The organism is Rhizobium johnstonii 3841 (assembly GCF_000009265.1).
In the GTDB taxonomy this organism is placed as follows: Bacteria; Pseudomonadota; Alphaproteobacteria; order Rhizobiales; family Rhizobiaceae; genus Rhizobium; species Rhizobium acaciae.
On the sequence record NC_008380.1, the window covers coordinates 1,095,230 to 1,106,883 of the forward strand.

Here is an 11,654-nt window from a genome sequence, read left to right on the forward strand (position 1 = left end):
TAAAGGGTGCGAATGTCATAAAAATTTCATAGGAACAGGCCTTCGCGCATGCTCCGCATGAGATCGGTGATTTTGTCGTCGGGTTTTTCCCACAGGATAATGCGCAATTCGACAACGAGATCGCCTCTGCCGCCCTCTTCGCGGGGCAATCCCTGGCCGGGAATTCTAATCGTCTTGTCCGAGCCGGACCATGCGGGGATCGTCACGTTCAGCGGCCCGCTCGGTCCTTCGATACGCGCCTCGGTGCCGAGCACGGCATTTTCGATGCTGAGCGGCAGCACCGCGTGCAGATCGAAACCATCGACGGTGAAGCGCGGATCGGATGCGATGCGAATGTTGATGACGGCGTCGCCGCGCTGCATGCCAGGCAGCTTGAAGCCCTGTCCCTTGAGCCTGATCTCGTGACCGTCGGTCGTGCCTGCCGGCAATGCGAAGCCGATTTCGCGGCCCTCCGGCAGCGATGCGGTGATCCAGCCGCTCTTCAACACGTCGTCGATCGTCACCGTCGCCGTCGTCACCTCATCCGGTGCTTTATCGAGGCCGGTATCCTTGGCGCCGGTGAAACGGCGCACCAGGTTTGTCAGGATGCTGAGCGGCAGCGACAGGTTGGCGGCAGCATTTTGCCCGGCTTCGCCCGATTCCTCATCGCCCTTGACCTCAGCCTCGGCGGCATCGCCATCCATTCGCCTGCCGGTCTCGCCCTGCGCGTTTTGTGCCTGCGGATTTTGGGCCTGCTGATATTGCGTCTGCTGGGCGCGACCCTGCGCCTGGCCGCCGCTGGCCGCGCGGGCCTGAGCGCCAAAAATGCGGTCCACCATCTCGTCGGCGGCCTCGGTCGCGCCTGCCTGTTGCCTGGAGCCGTCGGCGGCGGCCTTCTGGGCGGCGCGCGCCAGCTCTTCCATCACGCGCTCGGCATTGGCCTGCGCCGCCTTGGCGCGCACGGCTGCCTCGCGGGCGGCCTGGCGCTGCTGCATGATCGTCTGTTCGTGCTTCTTGGCTTCCGCCATCCGCAGGGCATTGTCGAACAGGCTGCGTTTGCGCGGATCCTTCAAGGTTTCATAGGCGCGGCCGATCTCGGCGAACCGGGCCGTCGCCGTCGGATCGTCCTGATTGTGGTCGGGATGGGCTGATTTGGCCATGTTGCGCCAAGCCGCCTTGATCTCGTCTACTGCCGCATCGCGCTTGACGCCCAGAATTTTGTAAGGATCGCGCATGTTAAAACCGCCGGTGTTGCGATGCGGCAAGCCTCGTCCTTGCCCGGCATCCCCGTCCAATAAAACGTGTGTGGCGTCACCCGCCGCAAAGGCAGGAACAGCCACTCTCAACGCCGATCCTGCGGTGGAGTTGCTAATCACTTGTTATTTCTTTGAAGAGATGTGGGGTGTTTCGCGGTAAATGGTTAGCTCTTTGCTAAGCATTCGGCAGAAAGCGGTCGCGCGTTAACCTGTTGGCGAGGGCGCTGTGCGTCTTTTCGAGCAAGGGACGCTGTAATATTTTGAACGACCTTAGGAAGATCAGCTCTCGGGCTGGAAGCTTAAGAGCTGCCAGTTGCCGCCGCCGACGAGGCAGGTCTTGCCGTAGAATTTGGCGATGCCGACATAGGAATGGCGGGTCGTCCGGAACTGGCGGCAGACCTGGCCGGACTCATTGTTCTCGACGATCGTATCGATGACGCCGGCACTGCCGGTCGATGCGTTCGCCCAGGGAAGCGGCTGGCCCTCGAGCCTTTGCACGTCGGCCGAGGTCACGGCGTTGCGCACGGTCATTTCGTCGGAAAGCGTATCGGTGCTCGGCGGCGTCTGCGGCACGGTGCCGGTTGCCACCGACCGGTCGACCTTGGCTTCACTCAGGAAATCCATGCCGCCGCCGACGCAGCCGGATAGCGACAACATCGCGACGCCGATGACGAAGAACACAGTGCTGCGTTGCCGCAGGCCCTTTGTATGGCGAGATGACTTTGTTATGACTTCCACCCTGCATCCTGTCCAGTTATCAAAAGCTGGGCGAGTTTTAAATAATCCGGGGCATTTGAACCAATATGTCGGCAAACGAGTTAACAAGCGGTGACTTTACCGAAAGTGGCGAGCCCTTCAAGCTCTTTGCCGAATGGCTGAAAGAAGCGGAGGTTTCCGAGCCCAATGACCCCAATGCGGTGGCGCTGGCAACGGTCGATGAGGATGGTCTTCCGAATGTCCGCATGGTTCTCCTGAAGGGATTCGACGACGACGGTTTCGTCTTTTACACCAATTTCGAGAGCCAGAAAGGCCGCGAAATTCTTGGCCAGAAAAAGGCCGCCATGTGCTTTCACTGGAAAAGCCTACGCCGTCAGGTCAGGCTGCGCGGTCCTGTCGAGATCGTCACCGATGCCGAAGCCGACGCCTATTTCAAGACGCGGGCGCGCGGCAGCCGCATCGGCGCCTGGGCCTCCAGACAATCCCGCCCGCTCGAAAGCCGTTTCGCGCTGGAAAAGGCCGTGGCCGAATATACAGCGCGCTATGCCATCGGCGAGATTCCGCGCCCGGCCCACTGGTCGGGCTTCCGCATCCGCCCGACCTCGATCGAATTCTGGAAGGACCAGAAATTCCGCCTGCATGACCGCGTCGAATTCCGCCGGCCGTCACCGGAAGGCGAATGGGACAAGGTGCGGATGTATCCGTAACGGGCTTTACCTGCCCATCAGCTTCAGCGGTATGCCGGAGGCGAGCGCCGAGACGTAGCGACGCTTCTGGTAGAAGCCGTTGAGCGAAATGCGCGGGAGATAGCCGGTCAGCCGCGCTGACGGCAGCCCGGGCTGCGTGGTGACCGCAAGGGTAAAGCCGAGATTGCGAGCGATGCGCGCCTCGCGGGCGGTCGCAGCCGCCGGCGTGCCGTAGGGATAGGCGATCGTCCCGGGACGGATGCCAGTCACTGCTTCGACGTAATCTGCCGAAACCTGCATTTCGATTCGCGCTTCGGCTTCCGGCAGGCGGGCGAGCGCGCGATGGCTGATCGTATGAGCGCCGAGCGTTGCGAGCGGGTGTGCCGCCAGCCATTGCAATTCGCCGGGCCCCATCACCAGCTCGCGGACGATATCCGTCGGCTCGATGCCGTTTTCGCGCGCCAGCAGATCGATGGCGGCAACGGCGCGCGCCTCGTCGGAGCCGTGGATATAGGCGGCAAAGCGGTCGAAGGCATGCCATTGCTGCTGCGGGCTGTCGAGCACAAGGCGCTCCATGCCGTGGCCGAAATCGAAACGGATTTCCGGCGCCTGGCGCAGGAGGACGGCGAGCGTCTCCCACCAGATGCTGTGGGAGCCCTCGGCAAAACCCTTGGCGACGAACACCGTGAACGGCGCCTGATGCCGCTCGAACACCGGCAGCGCATGCTCCAGATTATTGCTGTATCCGTCGTCGAGCGTGAAGGCCGCGAAGGGCTTTGCGCCTTCCGGCTCCGCCAGCAGCGCCGGCACCTGATCGAGCGGCACGAAGCGGTAGCCCTCGCGACGCAGCCGCCGCAGCGCCGCGTCGAGAAAACCGGGGGTGATTTCGAGATGCGCATTCGGCTCGAAAGCCTGGGCCACGTGCGGGCGGACATGATGCAGTGTGAAGACGACGCCGCGCCCGCGTGCTTCGCGCATCAGTCCGACAGACGCGAGCAGCCAGGAAAACTCGAGCCCGGCGCCGATCGCCAGTCGCTTGCCCAATCGCTTGAATTGTCCCGTCATGCGGCGCTTTTCCCTTGCCTTTTCCGGAAACTAGCAAGTGCGACTTAAGCCTTGCTGAATCCCGATCCGGCACGGGTCTTTCATTTCCTGTTTACCAAGACGATGAAAAGACTAGAAAAATGATAGGCGTTGCCTCAAAGTCGCGCCAAACTTGCGGCTTCTGTCACATTACGGCACAAATGCCGGTCTGACCGAGAGCCCGCATCAAGGGCTGCGCATCAGGTGCCAGCGTATGAGGGGCCAGGGTATGAGGGGAAAGTGCATGAGAAAGCTTTTGGCGGCTGTTTTGACCGTAACGCTTGCCGTTTCGGCGCCGCTTGCGGCCCTTGCCGGCAACGCTTCGCTGATCCTCGATGCCCGGACCGGCAAGGTTCTCGCCTCCGAAAACGCCGATACGCTGAACCATCCGGCCTCGCTGACGAAGATGATGACGCTCTATCTCACCTTCGAGGCGTTGAAGCGCGGCAAGATTACCTGGGACACCCCGATCAAGATGTCGAAATACGCTGCCTCCCGGCCGCCGACCAAGCTTGGCGTCAAGGCGGGCGGCACGATCACCGTGCGCGAGGCGGTCTATGGCATGATCGTCAAATCCGCCAATGATGCCGCCTCCGCCATGGGTGAGAAACTCGCCGGCTCGGAAAGCGGCTTTGCTCGGGTGATGACGGCCAAAGCCCGCCAGCTCGGCATGAGCCGCACCGTCTTCGTCAACGCCTCCGGCCTGCCGGACGGCCGACAGGTCACGACGGCGCGTGACATGTCGACGCTCGCCATCGCGCTGATGAAGAATTATCCGAACGAATACCGGCTGTTCTCGACGGCCAGTTTCAATTTCCGCGGCCGGACGGTGCGCGGCCACAACAATCTCATGTACCGCTACCAGGGCATGGACGGCATCAAGACCGGTTATACCAACGCCTCCGGCTTCAACCTCGTCAGCGCGGTCAGAGACGGCAACCGCCGCGTGGTCGGCGTCGTGCTCGGCGGCCGCACCGCCCGCAGCCGCGACGCCAAGATGGCTGGTTTGCTCGACCGTTATCTCGGCCGCGCCTCGTCTTCCGGCGGCGCAAAGCTGGTGGCGAGCGTCGGCGCGAGGGAACCCGTCGAAGTCGCGTCCGCCGCCGAGGCCTCCGATGTACCGGTGCCGCTCAACGCACCGCGCCCGGCCGACGATCTCGCAGCCAAAAGCTTGGCCTATGCCGATGACGCCGTCGTGCCGCTGGAACGTCCGGTCGCGATGGACGAGATCCTGAACGCCGGCAAGACGCCGAAGACATCGGCAGAGAAGACCAACGGTGACTGGCAGATCCAGATCTCGGCCGCACCGAGTGCCGATGCGGCGCGTGCACTTCTCGCCCAGGCGAAGTCGGAAGGCGGCGCACCGCTGGTGTCCGCCTCGCCCTATACGGAGGCGGTCGGGCAGGGGGTCAACAAGATCTATCGCGCCCGCTTCGTCGGCTTCGCCAGCAGGGATGCGGCCGTCTCGGCCTGCGACGCGCTGAAGCAGCGCTCCTATGACTGCATGCTGCTGCCGGACCACGGCTGACCGCCGCGCCAGCACTCCGGACAATCCACGCGGGACAATCCCACGCTGGACAAACATTGGGAATCAGCGTCTCCTCCATAAACAAAAGGAGAACGCTCATGCTGCGCCGTCTCGCCGATCAGTTCGAAACCTCATCCGCGGCCTATGCCGCAGCCAACGGCATCGAGCGTGACCCCGACTGGTTTTTGCTGAAGCTGCAGGAGGAGGTGGGCGAACTCACCCAGGCCTGGAACCGCCTGACCGGCCGCGGGCGCCGCAGGGAACGGACGCAGGAAGAGCTCGACCGCGATCTCGCCGACGAAACCGCCGACCTGCTCGGCCACATCCTGCTCTTTGCCCGCCGCAACGATATCGACCTTGCCGCTGCGATCGAGCGGAAGTGGCGGTTTCAGCCAGCGCTGACGTCGAAGGGCTGATGCATGTCGCCCCACGTTTACGTGCGGCCGTCAGTCTTCGGAAACTTAGGTCAGCCGATCTTATAGCGGTAGAATTTGCTGTCCACCGCCATCAGCGGGAAGGCGCGGGGCAGGGCGCTCTTGGCGATCTCGGTAAAGCCGTTCTTCTCGTAGAAGCGATGCGCGGCGACGAACTTGTCGGTCGTGCCGAGGAAGATATCGGTGAGGCCGGCATCCCTGGCATGGGCAAACAGCCGATCAAGAAGCCGCGCCGCCACGCGATGCTCGTGGCCGCGAACCTCAGCTGAGACGAACATCTTGCGCAACGCCGCCTGGTTGTTGCCGATATCCTTGAGCCCGACCGTGCCGACGATGGCGTCATCCTTGACGGCGACCCAGAACTGTCCCTTGCCGGACTGATAGAAATCCGGGATGACCCGGAGATCCGGTTGCGCATCCACGGTGATATCGATGCCGAATTCCTCGCGCTGGATCGACAGGATCACCGAAAGCACGGCATCGGCGTCATCGGCGGTGAAGGTTCTGATTTCGACATCCGCCATGACGGGGTCCTTTCGCCTCAGGTCTGCGTGCCGCCGACCGTCACCTGATCCATGCGCAGATGCGGCTGGCCGACGCCGACGGGAACCCATTGACCGGCTTTGCCGCAATTGCCGATGCCGGTATCGAGCTTCATGTCGTTGCCGATCATCGACACCCGCTTCATCGCATCCGGGCCGTTGCCGATCAGCATCGCGCCCTTGATCGGCGCGCCGACCTTGCCGTTCTCGATCAGATAGGCCTCGGTGCAGCCGAAGACGAACTTGCCGGAGGTGATGTCCACCTGGCCGCCGCCGAAGGAGACGGCATAGATGCCCTTCTTCACCGAGGCGATGATTTCCTCGGGCGTCTTGTCGCCGCCGAGCATGTAGGTGTTGGTCATGCGCGGCATCGGCACATGGGAATAGCCCTGGCGGCGGCCGTTGCCGGTCGGCGCCATGCCCATCAGCCTGGCATTCTGCCGATCCTGCATATAGCCGACGAGCTTGCCGTTTTCGATCAGCACGTTGTAGGCGGACGGCGTGCCCTCATCATCGATGGTGATCGAGCCGCGGCGATTGTCGATCGTGCCGTCATCGACGACGGTGACGCCGGGGGCGGCGACCATCTGGCCGAGAAGGCCGGCGAATGCCGAGGTCTTCTTTCGGTTAAAATCGCCTTCCAGCCCGTGACCGACCGCCTCGTGCAGCATCACACCCGGCCAGCCGGAGCCGAGCACCACGTCCATCGTGCCCGCCGGCGCATCGATCGCCTCGAGATTGACGAGCGCCTGGCGCAGCGCCTCGTCGGCGCCGTATTGCCAGCTGCCCTCGGCGATGAAATCGCCGAAGCCGATGCGCCCGCCGTGGCCATAGGAGCCGCTCTCCTGCCGATCGCCTTCGCCGACCATCACCGAGATGTTGATGCGCGTCATCGGCCTGATGTCGCGCACACGATGTCCGTCGGCGCGCAGGATATCGACGACCTGCCAGCTTGCGGCGACCGAGGCCGTCACCTGGCGCACCTTGTCGTCCTTGCCCCTGAGATAGGCGTCGATGTCCTGCAGGACCTTGACCTTCTCCTCGAAGCTCGGCTGGCCGATCGGGTTCTCGTCGCTGTAGAATTTCTTGTTGGTGCCCTGGGGTGCGGCCGCATAGGAGCCGGAATAGCCGCGCGTCACCGCGCCGACCGCATCGGCGGCCCGCTTCAGCGCCGCCACCGAGAGATCGCCGGCATGGGCATAGCCGACCGCTTCGCCGGCAACGGCGCGCAGGCCGAAACCCTGTTCGGTGTTGAAGCTGCCGCCCTTCAGCCGGCCATTGTCGAAGGTCAGCGCTTCCGCCTGCGCATGCTCGATGAACAGTTCGCCGTCATCGGCGCCGGACAAGGCTTCGGCGACAAGGCCACGCATCGTGGCTTCGTCGGCATCGAAAAGCGTCAGGAGATCGGTGGTCATGATAGGGCTCCAATGGGCATGCGTTCAGGAGTGCACTGACTCCCTAGATAGGGCTCCACATAATAAGGAGTGAAGCCCTGCCGTCGAATTATTCTTTTTTAATGGGGATGGGAGCGTTTCTACCGCCTTGTGCTGGGTGGCGGCTCAGCTTTTTTACATAATCAGTTTGAGAGCTGATTTGTTCGAAATGCCGAGGAAATATCCGCCCCTCACCCTAACCCTCTCCCCGTAAACGGGGCGAGGGGACGTGCCCTGCGAGACGTGGGTGGGGAACGGAGAGGTCCGCGGCATATCCCTTCGCCCCGTTTACGGGGAGAAGGTGGCGGCAGCCGGATGAGGGGCGGGCCACGGAGACGACGGTTGCCCTCACGGCAGAGCGTCGAAACCTTCGGCGAAGCCCTTGAGGTCGACGGGGATGCCGATGCCTTCTTCCGGGGTCTGGAAGACGATGAAGGTTGCCTGGGCACCGCTGCGGAAGGTCTTGAGCAGTTCATCCTCGAGCACGACCTCGGCGTAGCAGCCGTCGGCGAAGCAGCGGACGAAATAGGCGCGGCCGATATCCTTGCCGTCGACATTGAGCCCGAGGCCGTTCGGCAGCAGCACGCCAAGTGGTGCCAGCACGCGCAGAATCTTCGACTTGCGGTCGGCCGTCTTCAGGACGACGACGGAAAGCCCGACCTCCGGCCGATCCTCGGCGATGACATTCTGCATCAGCGCGCATTGTTCGGTCGCAGCCCCGGCCGGCTTGTCGCAGACGACGGACCATGCGCCATGATTGGACTTTACCGTGCCCGGCGCCGGCGGCTGTGTCTGGCCAGGCACCGGTTCGACATTCGGTTTGGCGGCGCTCGGCTGTTGCGGCGCCGGAGCAGGGGCGGGCGCCGGCGCGGAAGCCGGGGGCTTGGCCTGTGACGGCGTGGGTTGCTGCTGTGCGAAAACGGGCGTCGTCGCTGCGGCCGCGATGCTGGCAGTCAGGAGAAGCGACTGCGCGAGGGAACGGAAACCCATGGAAACCTCTGGATATCGAATCATTGCGGCTATTGTTGAAGCTGCCCACCAAAAATGAAAAGCCCCACCCCGTGAAAACCGGGGGACTGCGGCGGAAATTGGACCTTTGCGAAATAATGTGTCGCGCGCGGATTGGCCGGAAAGCCGATTTTTCATATGCTGATGAAAAACTTGGGATGTTTTGCCGTTCTGACCTGCCTATGCTTTGAGCAAAAATGCCGCATAGACAATTGCTCTGACCTGTTGCGGCGAATGCCAAACTGTGGTTTGAAGCGCTGAAGATGGCAAGGATTCTGCGTTCTATTTTGCAGGTCAAGCGCTCGAGGGAGATAATAAGGTGATGAAGAAGGCTTATGCAGCCCTGACCACGCTGGTCTGTCTGCTTTTTGCTTCCGGCACATATGCCGACCAGCCCACGCCGTGGCAGGCGACGCTGCAGCCGGCGGCAACGCCGATCATGCGGGAAATCCACTGGTTCGAACAATATACCCTGTGGTTTATCGTTCCGATCACGCTCTTCGTTCTGGTCCTGCTCATCGTCGTCTGTTTCAAGTTCCGCGCCAGCGCGAACCCGGTTCCCTCGAAGACGAGCCACAACACGCTGATCGAGATTGCCTGGACCGTGGGGCCGGTCCTGGTGCTTCTTCTTCTCGCCATTCCTTCGTTCAACCTGCTGACGGCGCAGCTGACGCTGCCCGAAAACCCCGACGTGACGATCAAGGCGACCGCCACCCAGTGGCAGTGGAATTACGAATACGAAGGTTCGGGCGAAAGCCCGCTGGCTTTCGATTCCTACCTCTTGAAGGATCAGGACCGCGCGGCCGCCGGCAAGGAAGACAAGTCGATCTATCCCAGACTTCTCGCCGTCGATAACGAACTGGTCCTGCCGGTCAACAAGACGGTTCGCGTTCTCGTCACCTCCGCGCCGACGGACGTTATCCACGCTTTCGCCATGCCTTCCTTCGGCGTCAAGATCGATGCCGTGCCGGGCCGCCTGAACGAGACCTGGTTCAAGGCCGAGCGCGAAGGCCTGTTCTACGGCCAGTGTTCCGAGCTCTGCGGCAAGGACCATGCGTTCATGCCGATCGCCATCCGCGTCGTCTCCGAGGACAAGTACAAGCAGTGGCTGACCGCAGCCGCCAGCGACCTGCCCGGCGCCTACAAGACACTCATGGCCGCAACCGATGGTCCCGCAAAGACCGTCAACGTCGCCGAAGCACAGTAATAAAGGGGATCGGGACAATGGCTGGACCTTCCGCTCACGACGATCATTCTCATGATCACGCCGCCCATCATGACCACGCGCACGACGATCACGATCACGGGCACAAGCCGAGCTTTGCCAATCGCTGGCTGTTCTCGACCAACCACAAGGACATCGGCACGCTCTACCTGATCTTCGCGATCATTGCCGGCATCATCGGCGGCGCCCTGTCGGTTGCCATGCGCATGGAGCTGCAGGAGCCGGGCATCCAGATCTTCCACGGCCTGGCCTCGATGGTCTACGGCTATGAGGGCGATGCCGCGATCGACGGCGCCAAGCAGATGTTCAACATGTTCACGACAGCGCACGCGCTGATCATGATCTTCTTCATGGTCATGCCGGCGATGATCGGCGGTTTCGCCAACTGGATGGTGCCGATCATGATCGGCGCGCCGGATATGGCCTTCCCGCGCCTCAACAACATCTCCTTCTGGCTGATCGTTCCCGCCTTCGCGCTGCTGCTGCTGTCGATGTTCGTCGAAGGCCCGGCAGGCGCCTATGGCACGGGCGGCGGCTGGACGATGTATCCGCCGCTGGCGACAACCGGCACGCCGGGACCGGCGGTCGATCTTGCGATCTTCGCGCTCCACATTGCCGGCGCCTCGTCGATCCTCGGTGCGATCAACTTCATCACCACGATCCTCAACATGCGCGCTCCCGGCATGACGCTGCACAAGATGCCGCTGTTTGCCTGGTCAGTGCTGATCACCGCCTTCCTGCTCTTGCTGTCGCTGCCGGTTCTGGCAGGCGGCATCACCATGCTGCTCACCGACCGCAATTTCGGCACTGCATTCTTCTCTCCGGAAGGCGGCGGCGACCCGATCCTTTACCAGCACCTGTTCTGGTTCTTCGGTCACCCCGAGGTCTACATCCTTATCCTGCCGGGCTTCGGCATGGTCAGCCACATCATCTCGACCTTCTCGAAGAAGCCGATCTTCGGCTATCTCGGCATGGCCTACGCCATGGTCGCGATCGGTGCCGTCGGCTTCGTCGTCTGGGCCCACCACATGTACACGGTCGGCCTGTCGCTCGACGCGCAGCGCTACTTCGTCTTCGCGACGATGGTCATCGCCGTTCCGACCGGCGTGAAGATCTTCTCCTGGATCGCGACGATGTGGGGCGGCTCGATCTCGTTCCGCACGCCGATGCTCTGGGCGATCGGCTTCATCTTCCTGTTCACGGTCGGCGGCGTCACCGGCGTCCAGCTGGCCAATGCCGGTCTCGACCGCTCGCTGCATGACACCTATTACGTCGTGGCCCACTTCCACTACGTTCTGTCGCTCGGCGCCGTCTTTGCGATCTTCGCCGGCTGGTACTACTGGTTCCCGAAGATGACCGGCTACATGTACAACGAGCTGGTCGGCAAGCTGCATTTCTGGATCATGTTCATCGGCGTCAACCTGGTGTTCTTCCCGCAGCACTTCCTCGGCCTCGCCGGCATGCCGCGCCGCTACATCGATTATCCGGATGCCTTTGCCGGCTGGAACTACGTTTCCTCGATCGGCTCCTACATCTCGGCCTTCGGTGTGCTCATCTTCCTCTACGGCGTCTTCGAAGCCTTCGCCAAGAAGCGTGTGGCCGGCGACAATCCGTGGGGTGAGGGTGCAACGACGCTCGAATGGCAGTTGCCTTCGCCGCCGCCCTATCACCAGTGGGAACAGCTTCCGCGCATCAAGTAATTTGCGCGGACATCAGGACGCCGCATTCGATACGGCGTCCTGATCGTAAGACATTCAGGACGG

11 protein-coding genes are annotated in these 11,654 nt (G+C 62.4%); 5 read left to right on the plus strand and 6 right to left on the minus strand.

The window, feature by feature from the left end; translation table 11 throughout:
- Positions 1 to 26: 26 nt before the first annotated feature.
- Positions 27 to 1,244, minus strand: coding sequence for a DnaJ C-terminal domain-containing protein (locus tag RL_RS05260; RefSeq protein ID WP_173364433.1), 1,218 nt, complete (start codon positions 1,242 to 1,244; stop codon positions 27 to 29).
- 270 nt (positions 1,245 to 1,514) lie between these two features.
- Positions 1,515 to 1,973 (minus strand): RT0821/Lpp0805 family surface protein, encoded by a 459-nt coding sequence (locus RL_RS05265; RefSeq protein ID WP_011650749.1) that lies wholly within the window; start codon positions 1,971 to 1,973, stop codon positions 1,515 to 1,517.
- A gap of 65 nt (positions 1,974 to 2,038) precedes the next feature.
- On the opposite strand from RL_RS05265, the gene pdxH reads away from it, so the two are divergent.
- On the plus strand, positions 2,039 to 2,659 hold the full coding sequence (pdxH, locus tag RL_RS05270) for a pyridoxamine 5'-phosphate oxidase (RefSeq protein WP_011650750.1): 621 nt from the start codon (positions 2,039 to 2,041) through the stop codon (positions 2,657 to 2,659).
- 6 nt (positions 2,660 to 2,665) lie between these two features.
- Here pdxH and RL_RS05275 read toward each other — a convergent pair whose 3' ends face one another.
- Complete coding sequence (locus RL_RS05275; RefSeq protein WP_041936188.1) at positions 2,666 to 3,703, minus strand: polysaccharide deacetylase family protein; 1,038 nt, start codon at positions 3,701 to 3,703, stop codon at positions 2,666 to 2,668.
- Between the two features lie 262 nt (positions 3,704 to 3,965).
- On the opposite strand from RL_RS05275, the gene RL_RS05280 reads away from it, so the two are divergent.
- Both RL_RS05280 and RL_RS05285 read left to right on the plus strand, forming a co-directional pair.
- Positions 3,966 to 5,249, plus strand: a complete 1,284-nt coding sequence (locus RL_RS05280; RefSeq protein WP_041936189.1) for a D-alanyl-D-alanine carboxypeptidase family protein — start codon at positions 3,966 to 3,968, stop codon at positions 5,247 to 5,249.
- Positions 5,250 to 5,347: 98 nt separating this feature from the next.
- The gene (locus RL_RS05285) at positions 5,348 to 5,665 is read left to right on the plus strand and encodes a MazG nucleotide pyrophosphohydrolase domain-containing protein (RefSeq protein WP_011650753.1); all 318 of its coding nucleotides are present in this window, start codon (positions 5,348 to 5,350) and stop codon (positions 5,663 to 5,665) included.
- A 50-nt stretch (positions 5,666 to 5,715) separates the two neighbouring features.
- On the opposite strand, the gene RL_RS05290 is transcribed toward RL_RS05285, so the two are convergent.
- The 3 genes from RL_RS05290 to RL_RS05300 form a co-directional block, all read right to left on the minus strand.
- The gene (locus RL_RS05290; protein WP_011650754.1) at positions 5,716 to 6,207 is read right to left on the minus strand and encodes a GNAT family N-acetyltransferase; all 492 of its coding nucleotides are present in this window, start codon (positions 6,205 to 6,207) and stop codon (positions 5,716 to 5,718) included.
- A 17-nt stretch (positions 6,208 to 6,224) separates the two neighbouring features.
- Positions 6,225 to 7,640 carry a metalloprotease TldD gene (tldD, locus tag RL_RS05295; protein ID WP_003545985.1) on the minus strand — a complete coding sequence of 472 codons (1,416 nt, stop codon included), beginning with the start codon at positions 7,638 to 7,640 and terminating at the stop codon, positions 6,225 to 6,227.
- A gap of 366 nt (positions 7,641 to 8,006) precedes the next feature.
- Positions 8,007 to 8,672, minus strand: coding sequence for an invasion associated locus B family protein (locus RL_RS05300; RefSeq protein WP_011650755.1), 666 nt, complete (start codon positions 8,670 to 8,672; stop codon positions 8,007 to 8,009).
- 316 nt (positions 8,673 to 8,988) lie between these two features.
- Between RL_RS05300 and coxB the strand changes: the two genes are divergently transcribed.
- Both coxB and ctaD read left to right on the plus strand, forming a co-directional pair.
- The gene (gene coxB / locus RL_RS05305; protein WP_032993056.1) at positions 8,989 to 9,873 is read left to right on the plus strand and encodes a cytochrome c oxidase subunit II; all 885 of its coding nucleotides are present in this window, start codon (positions 8,989 to 8,991) and stop codon (positions 9,871 to 9,873) included.
- Between the two features lie 17 nt (positions 9,874 to 9,890).
- Positions 9,891 to 11,591 (plus strand): cytochrome c oxidase subunit I, encoded by a 1,701-nt coding sequence (gene ctaD / locus RL_RS05310; RefSeq protein WP_011650757.1) that lies wholly within the window; start codon positions 9,891 to 9,893, stop codon positions 11,589 to 11,591.
- The last annotated feature ends 63 nt before the right edge of the window (positions 11,592 to 11,654 follow it).